Source organism: Fictibacillus gelatini DSM 15865 (assembly GCF_000430745.1).
Lineage (GTDB): Bacteria > Bacillota > Bacilli > Bacillales > Fictibacillaceae > Fictibacillus_A > Fictibacillus_A gelatini.
This window is the reverse complement of sequence record NZ_KE387234.1, coordinates 68,405-88,219: the sequence shown is the minus strand read 5'-3', so window position 1 is coordinate 88,219 and position 19,815 is coordinate 68,405. Positions and strand designations below refer to the sequence as shown.

Below are 19,815 nucleotides of genomic sequence, written 5' to 3'. Positions count from 1 at the left end.
GTTACAAATAAAGTCAATAGATTGCGTTTGGTTTTTGTAAATAAATTTCTTGTGTTGTAAAATAGTTACGAAGAGTAAGGGAGGGAAGATTGTGAGCGATAACCATGAGATCGATCCATTGCTTGATTTTGATTTGTTAAAAAAACTTGTTGTGGGAATCGGAGAAGTTTCTGACATCACCGGGGTACCGACAAGAAAAATACGCTACTGGGAAGAAAAAGGGATCATCGAGTCTGAGAAGGAAGGGGAAGGAACGACCCGCAGGTACAATTATATAAACATAAAAAAAATCCTTCTCATTCAAGAGTTGATTGAAGAAGGATTCACGCTGGATGCGGCAGCTAAAAAGGTGGAAGCCCGGATGAAAAACATCAATGACGTTTTTCTCAAGCTTGCCAATACAGCTTCCAATGAGAAAAATAATGAATAATACCTTTGAGCCGATTTCATCATCGGCTTTTTCACGCTTCAAGAAAGCATTTATAAGCCCCGTTTGCTAGATAGGCGCATTTAAAAGTCAAAATCGTAACAATTTTGAATGCAAAAAGGACAGATCGCAATACTTCATCGCGATATTTTCCTAACTCCGTACTTTATTTTCCGAACTCCGAATTTTATTTTCTAAAGTGGGAAATTTGTTTTCCAAAATGCTATTTTATTTTCCAAACTCTAAAATTTTTTTTCCAAAACACTTATTTTATTTTCCAAACCTCGAATTTTATTTTCCAAACCGCAATTGATACGAAATAAAAGAACATTATTTTTGTCTGAGCTGTACAATGACAAGCATCATAAATGAAATAGCGATGATTGCGAGCACCCAGAGCCAGGCTAACTGCATATTTCCGGAATCCATGGCGACATAAATGGCGGTTGGAATCGTTTGCGTCCTCCCGGGGATATTCCCAGCGAACATCAATGTTGCGCCAAATTCGCCGAGCGCTCTCGCAAAGCTCAAGACTGCCCCCGAAAGAAGCGATTTGAACGCAAGCGGAATGGAAATGAACAGCAGCACCTTGAATTCATTCGCCCCGTCCACTCTTGCCGCGTCTTCAATTTCTCCATCGACCGACTGAAATCCGGTTTTTGCCGCCTGGTACATTAACGGAAAGGCGACGACTGACGAAGCGATGACCGCCGCCCACCATGTGAACATAATCGGTTGATGAAAGATCCGGCCGACCGGGCTGTTACTCCCAAAGATGACAATCAGCAAGAAGCCAACGACGGATGGCGGAAGTACGAGCGGCAGCATAAGCATCGTTTCAACAATGACCTTTCCGGCAAAACGTTTCCGGGCCATCAGCCTCCCAACGATTGTGCCTGAAAGGATAACAAAAATGCTTGATACACATGCAATGCTGATCGATAGTTTTACTGGAGACCAGAAGTCGTTCACCATTTTATTGTTTCAATCCTTTAAACCCATGCTTTTTCAAAATACGGAGCGCTTCATCTCCCTGCATGAATCGGTAAAATGCTTCCGCCTGTTTCATATGTGTTGAGCTTTTAATAATGCCGAGCGGATAAACGATGGGCTGATGTGTGTCCTCATTCGCTGTTCGAACGATTTTCACTTTTGAGGAGGGAAGCGCGTCCGTTTTATAAACGAGCCCGGCATCCACATTACCGGTTTCTACATAGGACAGAACCTGGCGAACATCTTTTGCCTGGACGACTTTGTTTTGAACGTTGTCCCAGATTCTCAAATTTTGCAGTGTTTCTTTCGCATAGGCGCCTGCTGGAACGGATTCGGGTGTGCCGATGGCGATTTTTTTTATGTTGTTGTCCGTTAATTGCTCAAAACGTGAGACCTTTTCCTTTTCGTTTTTCGGAACGATCAAAACGAGATCATTTCCGACAAGATCGCAAGCTTGTTTTTTGTCGATCAATCCCTTTTGAACAAGAGAATCTAACTTGTCTTTGGCCGCGGAGAAGAACAAATCGACTGGCGCACCCCGGGATATTTGTTGCTCTAACGCTCCGGATGCGCCAAAATTAAAGGAAAGATGTACGTTGTTATGCTTTTTTTCATAGACGGATTTGATTTCAGCAAGCGCATCATTCAAGCTTGCGGCCGCTGAGATTGTCAGCTCCGTTTGTTTGCCGGCTGAGGAAGAATCTTTTTTTGTCACACCCGGAGTTGAACATCCGCTGCAAATCATAATGACGAACATTAAGATGGATATGAGAAATTTTTTCATAGCGCCCTCCAAATTATAATTCATTATAATTAGTTATAACTTATTATAATTGAATATAGATTAGTTTTTGCAAGAAAGAAGGGGATTTTTTATGAACAAAGAGCATTCATATACCGTTGAAGAAGTGGCCGGCCTTTTGAGAGTTTCAAAATTAACCGTTTACGACATTATTAAAAAAGGAGAATTGCCCGCTTTCCGTGTCGGGAGGCAAATGCGCATCGACCAGGCCGACCTTGAAAACTATAAGAGAGGAAATCGGCAGTCCGCCGTTGTGCCTTCACACAATGAAAAGCTGCAAAAAGTAGAAAAATCAAGCCCAAGAACCGTGGTCATTAGTGGACAGGATATGGTTCTCGACCTCCTTGCAAGTGAAATTGAAAAAAATTCTCCCTTAAGGCCATTGCGCTCTTATGTTGGCAGCTTAAATAGTCTTATCTCGATGTATCAGGGCGAGTGCGACATTGTCAGCCTGCATTTGTTTGATGGTGAAACAGGCGAATATAATGTTCCCTATGTTAAAAAGTTGCTTACTGGACATTCTTATACGGTTGTCAACCTCGTCTCGCGCATGGCCGGCTTCTATGTTCCAAACGGAAATCCCCAGAATATACAAACGTGGAGTGACCTGAGCAAGCCGTTCATTCAATTGGCCAATCGGGAAAAAGGCTCAGGGGCAAGGGTGTTGCTTGACGAACAATTAATCCTTCACAATATTTCACCAAACATCATTAGCGGCTATGAAAACGAGGAGTCAAATCATTTAAGCGTCGCTTCTGCGATCGCAAGCGGGAGAGCGAATGTAGGAATCGGTATTGAAAAAGCGGCCAGAATCGTCGGCATCGATTTCATTCCTTTAATCCAAGAACGGTACGACCTTGTCATTCTCAAATCATCCGGGGAATTACTGAATGTCGTGAAACAAATTTTACGTTCCGATGCGTTTAAAAAAGAAGTCGCTTCCATCGGCGGCTATGATGTATCGCTGACCGGAGAAGTTATATATGAGACGCCTTTTTAAAGCGATCCGAATGACGGCCAGTGAATTTCATTAAAATGATCTGTTCGCGGACATTCGTGCCGCCACATTCGAGAAAGTTTTACAGGAGTAAAAATTTTGGTGCCAGGGTCCTGATTCAGCCGCCTGGAAATGAAGCCTTGCGTTTTTCACGCGCCAGGTCAACAATACTATTTCGGCGCATAAACATGATAAAAATGCATAAAAGGGGGAAGCTGCATGAATCGAAAAATTGGGAAGGATGACTTTGTGGAAGGATTTGTTCCGCATCATACCCATGGTTCTGTCGATTATACGTCGATGGAAGGAGGGCATGTACACCAATGCCTGGATGTTACACATCCTCCGACCCGCACCCAGGATGGCAGCCATATTCATTATACGGAGGGATATGTCGTTTTTGAAGACGGCCACACCCATCATTACCAGGCCTGGTCCGGACCGGCGATCCCGGTGGGGAACGGGATGCATGTCCATTATTACGATTTCTATACGTCAACCGATGATGGGCATAGGCATCGGGTAAAGGGAGTCGACCAGCCGGCCCCCGGGAACAAGTGAGATGGACTTTTCTAAAGCCCGCCGGGATAAATAAGGGATGCAAGAAATTTCCTCATTTAGCGATTAGAAAAATAAATCAACACTTTCTAGAGAGGGACGGTGAACATATCAGTTCGCCGTTCCTTTTACATTTCTCATCAGTAAAACGGGAAATACCCGGGCGTTGATTTTTCTAAATGGGTGTCTTATCGCATCCCACGATCTATCCATCATTCCATGGCTACATGTCCGGGTACACATAAGGGTCTTTCGGCTCTTTAATTCTTGTCAAGTGTTGGACTTTCATGAGTGGAATCGGATGTTTGTTGTAAACGGATTTCGTTATGACACCAGTTGCTTTGATCCATGCATCATCTTGATAGGCTTTCATGTCTTTGCTTGACATGAGGACGCCATAAACAGAAGCATCCGCTATGCAGCACTCCACGGCAAAGCGGGCAACGACGGCTTGATCCGCTTTGAAGCCGGATTCCCGGTAAACAAAACCACTAATCTCCATTTGTTTGCCGACAAACGGGCGAATGTCATGATCCATGGCAGCCATGACTTCCATAAAGTTGTTCGGAGTGACGATGATTTTATTTGTCCTCGCGAGCGTATTCACCAGAGAAGCGTAATACGCTCGGGCATCATCTGATCCTGCAGCAGATTCGTCCACTCCGGCTTGTTTTGTTGCATTTTTTTCCATTTTTTTTATATAGCCATCTGGATCCTTCAAATATTCGTCGGCATCGATTTTAAATGCGTTTGATTTCTCGTTCTCCATTTTTGGGGGACTCGGCTTCGAATAAATGCCAGAGCCATATTTGACGCCGCGATTTTTCGCAACGGATGTGTCCAACGCCGCTTCCGGGATCATGAGGCCGGCTAAAACCGGGATGACGAAAATGAGATAGAGAGAAAACTGGGCTAGCGGGGAGCCTTTTGGGCGGTGATCAATGCCGCAGCCGCAATTCATTTCCTCCTCCATGTTTTTCGCCGTCCCCCTGAACATCTGGACGGCACCGAGCAAACCAAAGCCAATCATGGCCATATACGCAAAAGGCACCATTCGCGGCGAAACGTACGAGTTGATTTTCCCGCTTACGATAAAAGCAAATAGGAGCAGCATGAATCCGAATAATATGATCGCGCGAATATACATATGGAATTCCCAATCTTGTTCATTCTTCAATTCCTTCCCTCCATTATAAAATGAATTTCAGGCACAGGGCCGAGAAAAACACAACTACTGTGACAATTGAAATGAACGCGAGAACAAAGCGGGTGTTGAACGCGGCAAAGAGCATGAGCGCATTTTTAATGTCCAGTATGGGACCGTACACGAGAAAAGCGATTAACGACACCTTTGAAAACGTGGTGCCAAAGGAAGCGGCAATAAATGCGTCGGCTTCTGAACAAATCGACAAAAGAAACGAGAGTCCCATCATCAGGCCAGTGGAGCGGACATCATCCGTTCCGATGGATAGAAGGAAATTCCTGTTGAAAAAGGTTTGGAACAGGCTGGCAAGAAACGCGCCGATAATGATGTATTTGCCAGTGTCAAAAAATTCATCTGAAGCATGGTAAAACGTCTGCTTCCATCTGCTTAACGTTCGCGTTGCCCCCGATACGGCTTCACCGGCCAATTCTTCCTTGCTCCACTTCAATTCTTTGCGGTTTTTGAAAAGAAAATAGGTGATGGTCCCCACTATGGCCGCCACAAAAATGGCAAGTCCCATCCGCGCGTAAAGGATCGCCTCATGATTCCGGAACGCAAAATAGGTTGATAGGAGGACGACAGGATTAAGGATAGGGGTGGAAATAAGCAAGACAGCCCCGATATGGAGGGGCAATCCTTTTTTTATCAATCTTCTCACCACAGGAACGATTGCGCATTCGCATAATGGAAAAGCAAAGCCAAGCAAAATCGCGGGAACAATCGCCATAATCGGTTTTTTTGGAATGAATTTCGCGATCGCTTTTTCTGAAACGAATGTTTGGATAAAGGATGAAATAAACACGCCTAATAGAATAAAAGGAATGGTCTCGATGATGATGCTCAAAAAAATGGTGTTGAATTGGACGAACATTTTTGGGAGTTTCGCCATCAGCGGATCCTGTTTAATCTGTTCCGTGAAAAGGAAAGAAACGAGAAACATTAAAAAAAGGCAAATCCCGATTACATCTTTTCTCAAAGAGCCTTCCGTCTTTTTTATGTAAGCCATAAAGGGTGCCCTCCTAATTTTCATCCAACAAAGCTGAAAAATGATATTTTAATTCTAAATCATAATCATTACGATTTGCAAGTATTATAGGATTGGGATCGCCAATGCAATCAAACTATTTTTGTACATAGGAGGATATTTATGAAAATGAGGAAAATTCCAGTGTTTATTTTGACAGGGTTTCTTGGGAGCGGCAAAACGACAGTCATGCTGAACATGCTCCAACATTGCAAAAGCATGAACGCCACGCCCGGAATCGTATTGAATGAACTGGGCCAGGCGAATGTCGAAAGTCACCTCTTTCAGCGTGAAAAAATGGTAGAGTTGCTGGATGGCTGCATTTGCTGCACGGTTAAGGAGAACTTGATTGAAGAGCTGGCGCTTTTTTTGAAAAAAGAGAACGAGGTGGATGTGCTCCTTATTGAAGGGACGGGAATCGCCAATCCAAAAGAAATCGTGGAAGCGCTGAAGGATCCCGCGCTCATGGATCGCTTTGAAATCCAGTCGATCATCGGCATCGTCGATTGCAGCAAGTTTTTGGAATATGGCAGCATCTTTTCGAGTTCGAAGGAAATCCGCGATTTGCTTGATGAACAATTAAGTGCAAGCACGTTGATCATCTTAAATAAAACCGATCTTGTCAGCGAAAAGGTAAAGGGAAAAGCCATAAAGAAAATACAGAAACTGCTTCAAGGGCAAACAAAAACCATTGAAACGGCATTTGGGAAAGTTGACATGGACACCGTGTTTAAGAAAAGGGCAGGTTCTTTTACCGTCCCGGCGCCCGATCAAGCGAACAGCCGCCATCATAAAGAAGGCCACCACCATCCATTCCAGGCAATAAAAATGGAAAATGTTCCGGCCATTGAACGCGCTTCGATTGAGAAATGGCTCCATGCCCTCCCGGAAAATGTTGTGAGGGGCAAGGGGATCGTCCGTTTAAAGAGAGAAGGCGGGTTATTCCAATTCCAGTATGCTTCAGGCCGGTCTCATTTCACGAGGCTCGCGTGTGAAGAAAAGCGCGAGACGTGCATCATCATGATCGGGCACCGATTGCCGGTGAAGGAGATGAAAGAAAGCTTCCGGCGACTTGTCTTAAAAACGGCGAGCTCTTAAAAAATAAGCTCCCTTCCAGTATTCCTGAAAGGGAGCTTATGTTTATTGTTCTGTGCCAATGGCAAACTGGGGCAGCGGATCGGACAGCTTGTCCCAATCACCGCTCATTTCTTTATTCGTCAAAAGGCAGTTATCGAGCGACTGTTCAACCTGTTGTCGGTTCATGTCGAGGCCGATGAAAACGAGTTCAGTCATGCGATCGCCATATACTTCGTCCCAGTTTTTCTGCAATTCGGGGTCTTCGTCGAGCAGCTTTTGCCGTTCATTCTCTGGATAGGCGGCAAGCCACTCGCCTGCGCCCTGGATGATGATGGAAGTTCCTGCTTGCGATAGCAGCCCGGCCATATTATTCCGTGTGGCCACCCAGAAGATGCCCTTTGCCCGGACGACATCTTCCGGCCAATTTTCGAGCCATTCAAGTAAACGCTCAGGATGGAATGGCCGTTTTCTCCGGTAAACGAAAGATGAAATTCCGAATTCCTCTGTTTCAGGCGTATGTTCCTCGTTCAGCTCTTTTAGCCATCCGGCGGACTGGCTCGCTTGCTCGAAGTCAAACCGCTTTGTATTCAAAACATCTTTTAATGGAACGTTTGCAAAGGCCGTCTCGATGATTTTGGCTTCAGGCTGCAGCTTCCGCAAAACCCCTTTCAGCCGGTCAACTTCTTCTTGCTCGACTAAATCGGTTTTATTGAGGATGAGCACATTGGAAAACTCAATTTGGTCAATGATTAAATCGATCACTTCGCGGGCATCATTCTCGTTCACCGCCTGCTTTCGGTCGAGCAAGCTTTCTCCGGATGCAAAGTCATCCCAAAAACGGTTGGCATCGACGACCGTGACCATCGTATCCAGCCTGCATGATTTGGTCAAATCGATCCCCAATTCCTCGTCGATGTATGTAAATGTTTGCGCCACAGGGATCGGCTCGCTTATTCCAGAAGATTCGATGACGATATAATCAATGTTTCCTTGCTTGATCAACTTTTCGACTTCTTTCATCAAGTCTTCGCGGAGGGTGCAGCAAATGCAGCCGTTTTGCATTTCGACCAGCTTTTCCTCTGTTCGCGAAAACCCGCCTTGTTTCACAAGAGCCGCATCAACATTGATCTCGCTCATGTCATTGACGATGACCGCGATTTTAAGCCCTTCGCGGTTCGCTAAAATGTGATTGAGCAAAGTTGTTTTTCCCGAACCGAGATAACCGCTCAGGACCGTTACGGGAATTTTTTTCACTGTAAAACACTCCTTATCCATAAAACGTAATCATTACGATTTAACAATAGCATAAACCGTTAAAAAAAGAAAAGCGTAATTTTTCCGTAAGCCTCGCATCGAAAAGGAAAAAATATTTTTCTTGACTTATCAACAAATAAGGTAGTAGTATTTTTGATAAATCGTAATCATTACGATTTATGTTTTAGGAAATGGAGAAAAGAACTGAAAAGAAACTATATCCTTTTGGCTTGTTCGGCCTTAATGACTGGCTGCGATGCCGCCAGCAGCAAGCCAAAACAAGCAACTGATCAACATCTGTCCTATGGTAAAAAAGAGCTGCATATTGTCGACGTTTTATCCATGAATGAATAAGAAAGGAAGGTAACAATGGCTACCTGGGATTTTTCTGAATTAAAACACCATATTCTCATCTGCAATGGTGCATCGTGCTTGCGCAATCAAGGAGATGAAGTAACCAACGCGATCAGGGCAGAGTTAAACCGCCGGGGTCTTGATGAGGTGATTCATACGACAAGAACGAGGTGCAATGGCAGGTGTCATGATGCATGTGTGACAATCGTCTATCCAGAAGGGATTTGGTATAAGGATATCAAGCCCGGGGATGCAAAAGCCCTCGTGCAATCGATCGCAAGCGGGGCAGCATTAGATAAGAAAATCAGCCATTCATACCAGCATCATCAATTTGTGAGAAATAAAGAAAACAACATCATTAAAGGCGTGAAAAAATATCGATAAATCTCTTGTGTGAACAGCGGGAGCCTTCAGCTGCATCCCATAGACGGAATAAAATTAATTTCGACACGCGAGTCCCGGGCGAAGGACGTGTGAAGTATTTCGGCATCATTAGGGGAGGAAAAATGAGTGCCATTGACTATAAAAAAGAGGCGCCCAAAGTTGTTCGGTGCAAGATTATCACCCCCAGTGACACATACACGGAAGAAACAAACGAAAGCGGCAGGCTAATCCATCAGTTGCTAGAAGAAGATGGCCATGGCGCATCAGGCTATGAAATTATGAAAGGTGAACGACATTCAATTTACAAAGCCGTCATTTTAGGTGATGAATTTCAATCGGAAATTGCCGCCCAATTCTGTTGAAGGCCGATCGTCCCTCCCTTACCAGGCGGCTTGTTCTTTTGTGATCGAAAGAAGCAACTTCCCCTTGCCAATTTTATTAATGATAGAGATTGGGCTGTTCTTAATACCGTATGAAAGCCTTTCGCGCGATTATCCAATTTCAATCGTCTCTTGCCCTAAAAGCGGGAAAGCTTCCGTCCAAATATACAAAGACGAAAAGCCCTCTTTCTAAAAAAACGAACTTAGCCATGGAAAAACCGATTTTTTCCTTCGATAAAGAAAAAATCGGTTTCTAAAAGTAAAGTTTGTTGAAGACTTTTCTTACTATCCTGAGCGTTTTTAAACCCAGGCTTTTTTTAAGAGTTTTACACCAAGCTCAATTTCATCAAAAGAAAGGTGACTAAATCCAAGTTTAATCATCGGTTGATCGGTATTGTTTTTTACGAAATAGAGTGAGGTGGGACGCACATTAACGCCATATGAAGAAGCACGCTCGATTAGCCATTCTTCAGAGCGGTTCAAGTGTACTTTAATTAATACGTACAAACCAGACTGCTCGCCAATAATCGAAATCGTTTGTCCGAATTGTTTTCTTAGTTCAGAAACTAAGTGCTGCATTTTTCGTTTATAAACAAGACGCATGCGTTTAATGTGGCGATTCCATTCTCCTTCCTCCATAAATTTAGCCATGGTGAGCTGGCTAAGAATGGAAGTGGTACTTTCGAAATAACGGAATTGAAGTTTATAACGTTCTAAAAGCGGTTCCGGCAATACCATATAGCTTAAACGGATTCCTGGAAGAAATGACTTTGAGAAATTCCCTAAATAAATGACTCTTGCTGAATCAATGGAGGCAAGAGCGGGAAATGGTTGTTGGGTATAGCGAAATTCACTATCATAATCGTCTTCGATAATATACCCGCGCATCTTGTTCACCCAATGAATAAGCGTTTGCCGTTGCCCGATCGACATACTTGCTCCCATTGGACTTTGATGGGAAGGGGTGACATAGATTAACCGTGATTTCATTTGTTCTAATCGTGAAAGATCAGCGCCTGTTTCATCAACCGGCAACGTTTCAAACGTGAAACGATGGAATTGAAAAGCTTCCCTGGCGCCGTCGTATCCAGGGTCTTCAACGATAATGCTCCGGAATTCATCCTTCAGGATTTGCCCAAGGTAGACAAGCATTTGTTGGGTACTGCTTCCGATAATAATTGCATCAGCATTTGTTTTCACTCCACGTGATTGAAATAAATAGGCGGAAATTTGTTCGCGCAAGGCTACTTCCCCAAATGGTTCCCCGTATCGAAAGCTTTCCTGCAAAGTTAAAACATGATTGGCGATTCTTCTCCAAATTTTCAGCGGGAAATGTGTTTGATCAACGCTATCTGCCCTGAAATTAACGATCGGAGGTTTCTTGGCCTCTGTCTGTTTTTTAGGATGAGAGATGAATGCCTCCTGAGAGATCAGAGGTTCTAGCTCATTTGCAAAATAACCTTTTCGTCCTTCCCCGCGAATATACCCTTCAGCTACAAGCTGTTCATAAGCCATTAATGTTGTATTTCGGCTTACTTGAAGAGAGTCTGCGAGCTGGCGAATGGAGGGCAATTGCTCGTTCGCTTTTATGTCGCCTTGCTCAATAAATAATTTAAATTGCTCATAGATTTGTTTGTATTTGGGAGAGTCATCATTGAGTCTAAAAATGGTCGTTTTCATTTACGATCCCTTCTGACATGTATATTTATTTAATATTGTACCTTTTTTCATGTCAGAGTGTATAGTACTATTTTTAAAAAGTTGAAAGGATGATGATTGTGTATATTCCTAAGTATTACCGTATGGATCATAATGAAGCAGTTCAAATGATGAAATCTAATCCGTTTGCCTTATTGGTTACGGTTGATGGAGAGCGCCCGTTGGCTACCCACCTTCCGCTCGACATTCGTGAAGAGGAAGGGAAAATCTTTGCGACCGGGCACATTGCATACGGAAACAGGCAGAAAAAAACGTTGGATCCTAATCGTGAAGTGTTGCTTATTTTTCAAGGGCCGCACGCTTACATTTCATCAAGTTGGTATGAGGTTGAAGAGGTTCCTACATGGGATTATCTCGCTGTACATGCATATGGGACCGCTCGTGTGATTAGTGGGGATGAGTTGAGATCGGCTCTGGATTCGATGCTTCAACATTATGAATCTCACCGGGAAAATGGCCGGCTCTGGGACACGTTTGATCCAGAGTTGCTTGAGAGTGAAATGAAAGGAATCGTTGGCTTTGAAATTGAAATCACCGATATTCAAGCTGCAGCCAAAATGAGCCAGAATCGCAGTGACACCGATTACAAATCGATCGTTACAGAGCTTGAAAAATCAAATGAACAAGGGGAAATTCAGGTTGCCCGGTGGATGCGTGAAAAGCGGAAAGAACTTTTTAAATAATGGGCCTACTCCTGTTTCTTGAAATAAATCATCTGCAAAAATACTACAAGGAGTTGGATTTTATGGAGTTTTCGACAATTTGGCTATTTGTCATTGCTGCGGCTACATTGTTAATCATACCTGGACCAGCTGTACTCTATATTATGGCAAGAAGCATCGATCAAGGAAAGAAAGCGGGCCTGGTATCCGTTCTTGGCGTATCTCTTGGCGGTTCTGTCCACGTTTTAGCTGGAGCCATCGGGGTTTCTGCGATCCTTATGACATCAGCAACAGCCTTTACGATCGTTAAATTCCTGGGGGCCGCTTATTTGATCTATCTGGGGTGCAAAACGTTATTTTCTGCATCTGATTCTACGGCTTCAGAAATTCCAAAAGCCCCTCGCAAAAAATTAATAAAGATTTTTTATCAATCAGCGCTCGTGGAAATAATGAACCCTAAGACGGCACTCTTTTTCTTAGCTTTCTTTCCGCAATTTATATCACCTTCTGCTGGTTCCGTCCCAGTGCAGTTTTTGCTTTTAGGAATGATATTTATTATTCTGGCTTTTATAAGTGATAGTTTGTATGCAGCTCTTGCAGCAAGTATTAGAAAGCGGATTTTGGACAGGAAAGTGAGTTCAAAGCTACAGTCCCGGATAACTGGTTATTTGTATATTGTTCTAGGGGTGTTCTCCGCCTTTGCCAGCCCTTCCAAAACATAAGCGTGTACACCCGGACTATAAGTAAAATGAAAGGGAGAGATCGTTGATGCCTCGGTTGATCATTGAAGATGATTTTTGGTCATTATTCCCTCAAGCAAAAATAGGTACCGTTATTTGCCAGGGGATTGATAATTCAATAAGGGATGTTGAAATTTACGAGAAGTTGCTCAGGGAGGCAGAGAAAGAAGCACATCAATTCTTAAGTCTGGAGGAATTCAGCAAGAATCCAGTCATCTCCGTCTGGCGGGAAGCTTTTCGGAAATTCAAGACAAAGAAAGGAGCAAGGAGTTCCATCGAAGCGTTATTAAAAAGAGTAAAAAATGGCAATCCTATCGGAACCATTAACCCGCTTGTTGACATCTATAATTCAATTTCATTACGCTATGGGCTTCCGTGTGGCGGAGAAGATATCGACACTTTTGTAGGCGATATTCGGCTAACGCGGGCAAATGGTGATGAACCGTTTATTCCATTAGGGAGTGTGGAAAATGCTCCACCATATGAAGGTGAAATGGTTTATAAAGATGATGGCGGTGCGATATGCCGATGCTGGAATTGGCGCGAAGCCCAGAGGACGATGCTGACGGAACATACGAAAAATGCATTTCTTTGCATTGAATTAATCGATGAGACAAGAAGCGATGAGTTTCATATGGCTCTAAACGCATTGTCTGATTTAGTGTCATATCATCTTGGTGGTAGTGTGAAGGTTGAAGTGCTAGATATAAATAATAGGGAAACTGCAATCTTTGGTTAAGGCAAAATGGCCATCTATATTTAGCCTATTTAAATTTCGGTGAACCGGATGGGGAATCGGGAGGAATGAATGAACCGTTCACTCCAACTTAGCCCCATTGTTTCTTTTGTTTAGCCCGCGTTTCATAAGCCGGGCCTTGCCAATTGATTTGTGCTAGCAATACACCTGATAATACGAATAGACAGCCTACATACCCTTTTGCTGTGAGCATTTCCCCTGCGAATAGAAAAGCGAAAACGGCTGAGAAAACCGGTTCCGACGAAAAAATGAGGCTTGTGTGGGCCGGAGTTGTATGTTTCTGGGCAGCGGTTTGCACGATGAAACCAAAAGCGTTGCAAAACACGCCCAACCCCAATACAGCAACCCATAACCCGGGCGTGCCTGAAGCTCAGGCGTCTCGAAAAGCGTTGAAAATAAGAGGCCTCACATAGCGGCAAACCCGAGTTGCACCACTCCAAGCGTGATGGAATCGACATTCTTCGTCAGTCTGCCCGTCATCATAATGTTCAAGGCATAAAACAAGGCGCATAAGATGCACAAAAGATCGCCGGAATGAACCGCCAATTGATGGTTTAGCGTCAACAGGCCAATGCCTGCAAGAGCACGATTAACATCATCAAATCTGCTTTTGCCTGCGTCTTCATCCCATTACCCCTCTTGATCCGAAAATAGGATTGCTTTATTGGTAGTATACAAATAAATTGAAGGCAAGAAAACTGAATGTTTTTAAATATTTAGTTAAAAAAATTCATGAAATAACACCACTAGAGAAGTTTGAACCTGTTTTTTGCTTTCATCTTCTTTCTTTTTCTTAGGCGGAATTGAACATAAGAACGTTCTTAGTCGATAGGGTATTAGCGATAGAACGTTTGATCGGTACTAGGAAAAAATAGTACTTCCAAAGATATTCTTATACACTTACAATAAAGCCAATTAACGAAAAACCAGAGGTGAAGTGCAAGATGGAAATGAATAGAAATGGTTCGTGGAGCCCCTGGAGTGTGGCAAGGCTCATTCTTTTTATCATGCTATTGCCGATATTTGCGTTTAGCTTTTTCGCCACTACCTGGACATCTTCCTATTTGATGCTTGATGAAGATTGGAGAAATGAAATTGTCTTTACCCCTGAAAGCGTAACCGAACCCGATCAAATTTATGATGTGGATAAATTCATTTATGCATTTAAATGTGAACCGATAATGACTGCAGTTTGCCTTTTATCATTTTTACTCTTAATGGGATTAATCATTTACTGGATTGGAAAAATAACGTTGCATATTATACGTAGAATCATAAGTTGACCTACTCCTACGGCTAAAGCCGCAAGCTACTGCCATAGGCAGTAGTGGGATTCTAACCGTGGGGGCTTTCTCACAAACATCCAACTTACTTTCTTCCAGAGAAGAAGCAGCGGTCGAACTTGGGTGAGCAACACAAGAGGTCGATACACGACTTCCTGTGGGCAAGGTCGGTGCCTACTACGCCATCCTTCTGGCGATACTTTTAAACTCTGATCGATCCTGACCTTGTCTTATTAAAAAAACAGGGATTCTCGTTCACATATCGCTTATACCAGACCGGTTGTTTAAATATGACTCCAAGGAGGTGGCTTACTTCCATCGGGTACTTTTTACGTGCGATATTCTGGGCACCGTTTACGTCCCGATGAATTTCTGTTTGGCGAACAGAAGATTTGAATGGACGTCCATTGATTTTATGTCTCCCGTGACAGAACGGACAGGTTTGGGACGTATAGCTTTCTTCCGTTTCTTCCACTTTGATGCCTTTCAGCTGAGCTTTATACGTTAGTTTTTGTTTGATCTTTCCCTGGTTCCAAAGGGAAAGCTGTTGCCTTCTTATTTTTGTTGTTTTCGACTTTTTCTTTTGGTCCTTCTTTGTGTTTTTCTCGATCCCTGCCACCCGCCCGATGTCAAGATTCGTGACGTTTTCTTTTTCTAAAAATAGAATGACTTCTTTCGTTGTTTTATGTTCCAGGTCTTCCAATTGGTTGTTAGATTTCTGGCAGATTCGTTTCTTTGCGGTATTGTATTTTTTCCATTGGCGGGAGCCCTTCTTACATCGGGACATTTTCTTTTGAAGATCAGCCAGTACTTTGGCACGAAATTGAGAGATGCTTCGAGGCGCGCGTCCAGAGACGACAAGCGCTTTGTTTTCGGTGGCTACGGTTACAGCATGGATTTCCCCTGAGTCCGCTCCGGCAGGACATAAGGGCAAGGAAGAAAGGTCTTTTTCTTGTACTTTAACGGAATAATGAAACCAATAGGAACCGTTTTTCCAAACGATTTCAGCGTATTTGCAATCTGTTAACGGTTCTTTTGCGAGGTTAGGGATGATCACTTGTTCATTTCTTTTTGGAAACTTCTCATTCCAGTTTTTCTTCTTCTTTTTCGTGACGATGTCGACAAGAGACAGGCTATAGTTTGCTCTTTTGATGCCGATTGTTTCGTCCGATATGTCCATGGAGGCTTGTTTGAGCGGGATACAATAATAATCTTTTTCTTTCCAGGGGTACTTTATTTTTTTATCGGTCTTTCTGAGTTTTCGGGTCGTCTGGCGGTTAGCATCATATTTATCGACAATCGCCTGAACAGTTTGAGAATGGAGGTTATAGGAGCCTTTTCGTACCGCTTGAATGTCGAATTTGTTGAGCCATTTTTTATAGGTGAAGAAATAACTCGTTGCTTCCCGGACAATATCATTCCAAACCGAAGCCGCTTCACGCTGCATCGTCCGTAATTGTTTATAAATCAATGGGTCATAAGGAATCCGAAAGGAATGGGTGACAAACATTTCGATTCACCTCCCCTTAATTTCCACAAACGGGAACAGACATTCGTATGCAGTTTTATTCTACCATTAAAATCGAAAAATTGAAACACCTTTTAACAAAATTTAGATATTGAACGTTTAAAGACCTATGACCACATCGAAGCCTCACTTTCATCCCATGCCTAAAGGCGATGGACTTTCTCGTTCGGAAAATCTGTAATTGCTTCTTGCACTAGACGGTCAATCAAGCTGAACGATCAGCTTTTTTTTGATCGGAGTAGAATTGTAACAAGGATAATCCGAAAGGTTTGCAGAAGTAAATAATAACGCCAAAACCAGGGAGGGAAATGAATGATTAATCAAGTTGGTCAAATTATGTTGTACGTCAACGATCAGGATGGGGCAGTCAATTTTTGGACAGAAAAAGCAGGATTTAGCGTGATTTCGGATGAGAATAACGGCCAGGGAATGAGATGGATTGAAATCGCCCCAACAAAGGAAGCTGAAACGAGCATTATTCTTCACAATAAGGAACTCGTTGCTAAAATGCAGCCTGAATTAAATCTCGGAACGCCTTCGTTAATGTTTTTCACGGAAAATCTCGATAAGTTATACAACGATTTAGCAAGTAAAAATGTAACTGTCGGGGAAATTGTCAATATGCCTTCCGGACGGGTATTTAACTTCGCCGATAACGAAAACAATTATTTTGCGGTTATGGAAAAGAGCAAGTAGACTACGAGTCTACTTGCTCTTTTTAACAGCCGGAATATAAGATTTTTTGCTGATCGCTTCCGTTAAAAAAGAAGACCCTGCGTATGCAGGATCATCTTCAAAAACTGCCAGGTTATTGCCAGCCAAAGGGCTTTTTTTACACGTACTCTACTTTTCTTGCAAAACCTCCTGCAGGCGGTCAGGGAAGTTGGTGAACATTCCCGTCACTCCCCAATCGAGCAGTTTGCGCATATCTTTTTTATCATTGACCGTATAAGGGTGGATGAGAAGTCCGTGTTTTCTCACTTTTTGAACGTACGCTTTGTCAATTTTGTCGAAGTTCATTCCAATGCCGACGCTGTACGTCTTATATTCTTCCAGCTCGGCGTCAGTGACGGCCGCATTTCTGTCGTACCATAATAATTGCACGAGAGGAATGGCAGGGTTCAGCTTATGGACTTTCTTCAAGCTTTCTGGGCTGAACGATTGGATGATGACTTTGCTGGAAGGAACATTTGGCCCTGTCAATTTGTATTGGTTCAGGATGCTGAGCAGCTTTTCTTCCATTCCCGGATATACTTCAGGTGATTTCGTTTCGATATAGTAGTTGGCGCCTCTGCCGAATTTTTGGATCACTTCTTCCAGCGTAGGCACCTTCAGGCCGGCGTATTCATCTCTGGCAAGGTCCGGGTACTTTTCATTGAACCAGGAGGCGGCGTCGAGCCGCTTGATTTCTTGCAATGTGCGCTCCTTAACGGGGCCCGTCCCGTTTGTTGTCCGGTCCAATGTTTCATCATGCATCGCAATCAGTTTTCCGTCTTTCGTCATTTGAAGATCGATTTCTATATAATCGCCTTTCATTTTTTGCCCCATTTCATAGGATAGCATTGTATGCTCTGGAGCATGGCCTGATGCGCCGCGGTGGGCAATGTTTAAAATTTTGTTCGGATTGAGCGACGGATGGTTCGGTTCAGCCGCCTCCGCTTTACAAGCTACTCCTGCTCCAATTCCAACAAGGGCCGCTGACATGAAGACACTCCTTACTATTCTTTTCATTGCACGAATTCTCCTCTCTATTAACATCGTTTATAGGATAATTGATAGATTTTAAGACAATGGATGTTTCTCGTGAAGAAAGCGTAAATGTTTTGTAAAGTGAGAACTGTCAAACGCATGGCCGGGAAAAATCCAGCGGCCTCTGCCGGCGAATTATTCCATTTCAATGAAACTAGAAAACTAGTGCCCCTTCAGCTGAGAACGTTCTTATTGATAAGAAAATGAAAGTAAAAAATAGGTTTAAACTTCTTTATGTGGTCTATTTTTATGGCATTTGGACAATAAACAGTTGATATCCGATAATAAGTAGATACTATCGGACAATAAATGGCCTCAGTCGGACAATAAATTTAGTATTTTTTCCACTTATTGTCCAAAAGTAAAATTTTATTGTCTAAACCGGATGATTTATTGTCCAAATAAAAGCACTTATTGTCCGAGAACGAAATCATTTTAAACGATGTAACGATTCGTGATCGTTTTTCCTCATTTCACAGATCGAACGAGGTGTCCTGTCCGATTACTGAAACCCAAGCTTTTTTCTAGAAGGGGCACTAGTTAAGCAACTGGCCAGGCATTCGTCAGGGTCGAATCATTAGGCCGCATTTCCCGATTTGCCAGAATTCCAGGTCAAGGCAAGGAACACAATGGATAAAACCGTTGAAGCAATAAGCAGGATGAATCCGCCGCTCCAGCCGGCAAGATCGACAACATAACCCATCGCCACGCTTGCAAACACCGATCCGCCCAAATAGCCAAATAAGCCTGTAAGCCCTGCGGCTGTGCCCGCAGCCTTTTTAGGCACTAAATCCAGTGCATGAAGCCCAATGAGCATGACCGGGCCATAAATTAAGAAACCAATGGCGATCAAAGCGATATTGTCGATCAGCGGGTGTCCAGCCGGATTTAGCCAGTAGACCGCAACCGCCACAAGAACACCGAGCATGAAGATAATCCCGGCAGGCGCCCGCCTCCCTTTGAAGACTTTGTCGCTGATCCAGCCGCATAAAAGCGTTCCCGGAATGCCGGCCCACTCGTAGAGGAAATACGCCCACCTTGACTCGTTATGGCTGTATCCTTTTTCCTCGGTTAAGTACGTCGGCGCCCAGTCCAAAACCCCGTAGCGCACTAAATAAACAAAGATGTTGGCAAGCGCGATGTACCATAAGAATTTGTTGTTAAGAACATATCGGAAAAGGATTTCTTTCGTAGAGAGCTCTCTTTCGCGGTCTTCGGTGTCATTTTCGGGGTAATCGTTTTTATATTCTTCTATCGGCGGTAGCCCGACTGACTGCGGAGTGTCCCTCATTAAAGCAAAGGCGACGATGGCGACAATGAATGCAATGATGGCCGGGAAAAAGAAAATGCTTTTCCAGGTGACAAAGATGGCGATGCCGAGACCCGCAAGAGGAGCAACGATCCCGCCACCGACGTTATGGGCGACATTCCAGATGGCCATTTTCGTTCCACGCTCGCTCACTGAAAACCAGTGCACCATCGTCCGGCCGCTCGGGGGCCATCCCATTCCCTGAACCCAGCCGTTCAGAAAGTTCAAGGCGAGCATAATGGCAAGGCTCGATGTGACAAATGAAAAAGATCCGAAAATAACATTGATAAGAGCAGAAAGCATAAGGCCGGCAGCCAAAAAATACCTCGGATTGCTCCGGTCCGAAACCGTCCCCATGACGAATTTGCTGATTCCATACGCGATGGATACAGCGGACAAGACCAGTCCCAATTCCCCTTTGCTGAATCCCATATCGTTTAAATACGGCATGGCCAGTGTGAAGTTTTTTCTGACCAGGTAGTAGCCCGCATAGCCGATGAAAATTCCGAGGAACACTTGCAGGCGAAGCTTTTTGTACGCTTTGTCAATCTTGTCCTCCGGAAGCCTGTCGACATGCGGCGCAGGCTGAAACATTTTCAGCATATTTCCATCCC

General features: G+C 43.7%; 22 protein-coding genes and 1 pseudogene. 12 read left to right on the top strand and 11 right to left on the bottom strand.

Annotated features, from left to right (window positions below; all coding sequences use genetic code 11):
- Positions 1–91: 91 nt before the first annotated feature.
- Positions 92–430, top strand: coding sequence for a MerR family transcriptional regulator (locus H538_RS0122065; protein ID WP_026679430.1), 339 nt, complete (start codon positions 92–94; stop codon positions 428–430).
- 327 nt (positions 431–757) lie between these two features.
- Here H538_RS0122065 and modB read toward each other — a convergent pair whose 3' ends face one another.
- Both modB and modA read right to left on the bottom strand, forming a co-directional pair.
- The gene (gene modB, locus H538_RS0122060; RefSeq protein ID WP_026679429.1) at positions 758–1,402 is read right to left on the bottom strand and encodes a molybdate ABC transporter permease subunit; all 645 of its coding nucleotides are present in this window, start codon (positions 1,400–1,402) and stop codon (positions 758–760) included.
- A gap of 1 nt (position 1,403) precedes the next feature.
- Positions 1,404–2,204, bottom strand: coding sequence for a molybdate ABC transporter substrate-binding protein (gene modA / locus H538_RS0122055; RefSeq protein WP_026679428.1), 801 nt, complete (start codon positions 2,202–2,204; stop codon positions 1,404–1,406).
- Positions 2,205–2,295: 91 nt separating this feature from the next.
- On the opposite strand from modA, the gene H538_RS0122050 reads away from it, so the two are divergent.
- Positions 2,296–3,222: a helix-turn-helix transcriptional regulator gene (locus H538_RS0122050; RefSeq protein ID WP_026679427.1), complete on the top strand. Its 927-nt coding sequence runs from the start codon at positions 2,296–2,298 to the stop codon at positions 3,220–3,222.
- Between the two features lie 216 nt (positions 3,223–3,438).
- The gene (locus H538_RS0122045; protein WP_026679426.1) at positions 3,439–3,780 is read left to right on the top strand and encodes a YmaF family protein; all 342 of its coding nucleotides are present in this window, start codon (positions 3,439–3,441) and stop codon (positions 3,778–3,780) included.
- A gap of 220 nt (positions 3,781–4,000) precedes the next feature.
- Here H538_RS0122045 and H538_RS0122040 read toward each other — a convergent pair whose 3' ends face one another.
- Together H538_RS0122040 and H538_RS0122035 are read right to left on the bottom strand one after the other, a co-directional pair.
- Positions 4,001–4,954, bottom strand: a complete 954-nt coding sequence (locus tag H538_RS0122040) for a TIGR03943 family putative permease subunit (protein ID WP_026679425.1) — start codon at positions 4,952–4,954, stop codon at positions 4,001–4,003.
- Between the two features lie 13 nt (positions 4,955–4,967).
- The gene (locus H538_RS0122035) at positions 4,968–5,987 is read right to left on the bottom strand and encodes a permease (protein WP_026679424.1); all 1,020 of its coding nucleotides are present in this window, start codon (positions 5,985–5,987) and stop codon (positions 4,968–4,970) included.
- 141 nt (positions 5,988–6,128) lie between these two features.
- On the opposite strand from H538_RS0122035, the gene H538_RS0122030 reads away from it, so the two are divergent.
- A complete protein-coding gene (locus H538_RS0122030) occupies positions 6,129–7,103 on the top strand; it encodes a CobW family GTP-binding protein (RefSeq protein ID WP_026679423.1) in 975 nt (324 codons plus the stop codon).
- Positions 7,104–7,145: 42 nt separating this feature from the next.
- On the opposite strand, the gene H538_RS0122025 is transcribed toward H538_RS0122030, so the two are convergent.
- Positions 7,146–8,336 (bottom strand): GTP-binding protein, encoded by a 1,191-nt coding sequence (locus tag H538_RS0122025; RefSeq protein WP_026679422.1) that lies wholly within the window; start codon positions 8,334–8,336, stop codon positions 7,146–7,148.
- Positions 8,337–8,489: 153 nt separating this feature from the next.
- Between H538_RS0122025 and H538_RS0122020 the strand changes: the two genes are divergently transcribed.
- The 3 genes from H538_RS0122020 to H538_RS24830 all read left to right on the top strand — a co-directional run bounded on the left by H538_RS0122020 (position 8,490) and on the right by H538_RS24830 (position 9,436).
- Positions 8,490–8,690 (top strand): hypothetical protein, encoded by a 201-nt coding sequence (locus H538_RS0122020; protein ID WP_026679421.1) that lies wholly within the window; start codon positions 8,490–8,492, stop codon positions 8,688–8,690.
- Between the two features lie 15 nt (positions 8,691–8,705).
- Positions 8,706–9,074, top strand: coding sequence for a (2Fe-2S) ferredoxin domain-containing protein (locus H538_RS0122015; RefSeq protein WP_026679420.1), 369 nt, complete (start codon positions 8,706–8,708; stop codon positions 9,072–9,074).
- A gap of 122 nt (positions 9,075–9,196) precedes the next feature.
- Positions 9,197–9,436, top strand: coding sequence for a hypothetical protein (locus H538_RS24830; RefSeq protein WP_051291634.1), 240 nt, complete (start codon positions 9,197–9,199; stop codon positions 9,434–9,436).
- A gap of 318 nt (positions 9,437–9,754) precedes the next feature.
- Here the strand turns inward: H538_RS24830 and pdxR are convergent, their stop codons facing one another.
- Complete coding sequence (pdxR, locus tag H538_RS0122000) at positions 9,755–11,134, bottom strand: MocR-like pyridoxine biosynthesis transcription factor PdxR (RefSeq protein WP_026679419.1); 1,380 nt, start codon at positions 11,132–11,134, stop codon at positions 9,755–9,757.
- Positions 11,135–11,232: 98 nt separating this feature from the next.
- Between pdxR and H538_RS0121995 the strand changes: the two genes are divergently transcribed.
- The 3 genes from H538_RS0121995 to H538_RS0121985 all read left to right on the top strand — a co-directional run bounded on the left by H538_RS0121995 (position 11,233) and on the right by H538_RS0121985 (position 13,314).
- On the top strand, positions 11,233–11,856 hold the full coding sequence (locus tag H538_RS0121995) for an FMN-binding negative transcriptional regulator (protein WP_026679418.1): 624 nt from the start codon (positions 11,233–11,235) through the stop codon (positions 11,854–11,856).
- Between the two features lie 62 nt (positions 11,857–11,918).
- On the top strand, positions 11,919–12,557 hold the full coding sequence (locus H538_RS0121990; RefSeq protein ID WP_026679417.1) for a LysE family translocator: 639 nt from the start codon (positions 11,919–11,921) through the stop codon (positions 12,555–12,557).
- 46 nt (positions 12,558–12,603) lie between these two features.
- A complete protein-coding gene (locus H538_RS0121985; RefSeq protein ID WP_026679416.1) occupies positions 12,604–13,314 on the top strand; it encodes a B3/B4 domain-containing protein in 711 nt (236 codons plus the stop codon).
- 88 nt (positions 13,315–13,402) lie between these two features.
- Here the strand turns inward: H538_RS0121985 and H538_RS26880 are convergent.
- Positions 13,403–13,681, bottom strand: a pseudogene (locus H538_RS26880) (EamA family transporter); the annotation flags it as partial.
- Positions 13,682–13,737: 56 nt separating this feature from the next.
- Positions 13,738–13,896 carry a hypothetical protein gene (locus H538_RS26875; protein ID WP_245595301.1) on the bottom strand — a complete coding sequence of 53 codons (159 nt, stop codon included), beginning with the start codon at positions 13,894–13,896 and terminating at the stop codon, positions 13,738–13,740.
- Positions 13,897–14,276: 380 nt separating this feature from the next.
- Here H538_RS26875 and H538_RS24820 point away from each other — a divergent pair, with 380 nt between their 5' ends.
- A complete protein-coding gene (locus H538_RS24820; RefSeq protein ID WP_051291632.1) occupies positions 14,277–14,615 on the top strand; it encodes a DUF4306 domain-containing protein in 339 nt (112 codons plus the stop codon).
- A gap of 202 nt (positions 14,616–14,817) precedes the next feature.
- Here the strand turns inward: H538_RS24820 and H538_RS24815 are convergent, their stop codons facing one another.
- The gene (locus H538_RS24815) at positions 14,818–16,125 is read right to left on the bottom strand and encodes an RNA-guided endonuclease InsQ/TnpB family protein (RefSeq protein ID WP_245595300.1); all 1,308 of its coding nucleotides are present in this window, start codon (positions 16,123–16,125) and stop codon (positions 14,818–14,820) included.
- A 330-nt stretch (positions 16,126–16,455) separates the two neighbouring features.
- Between H538_RS24815 and H538_RS0121965 the strand changes: the two genes are divergently transcribed.
- Entirely contained in the window at positions 16,456–16,839 is a 384-nt protein-coding gene (locus H538_RS0121965) for a VOC family protein (RefSeq protein WP_026679414.1), read from the top strand.
- A gap of 147 nt (positions 16,840–16,986) precedes the next feature.
- Here H538_RS0121965 and H538_RS0121960 read toward each other — a convergent pair whose 3' ends face one another.
- A complete protein-coding gene (locus H538_RS0121960) occupies positions 16,987–17,874 on the bottom strand; it encodes a glycerophosphodiester phosphodiesterase (RefSeq protein ID WP_026679413.1) in 888 nt (295 codons plus the stop codon).
- 595 nt (positions 17,875–18,469) lie between these two features.
- Positions 18,470–19,804: a glycerol-3-phosphate transporter gene (glpT, locus tag H538_RS0121955; RefSeq protein ID WP_026679412.1), complete on the bottom strand. Its 1,335-nt coding sequence runs from the start codon at positions 19,802–19,804 to the stop codon at positions 18,470–18,472.
- Between the last annotated feature and the right edge of the window lie 11 nt (positions 19,805–19,815).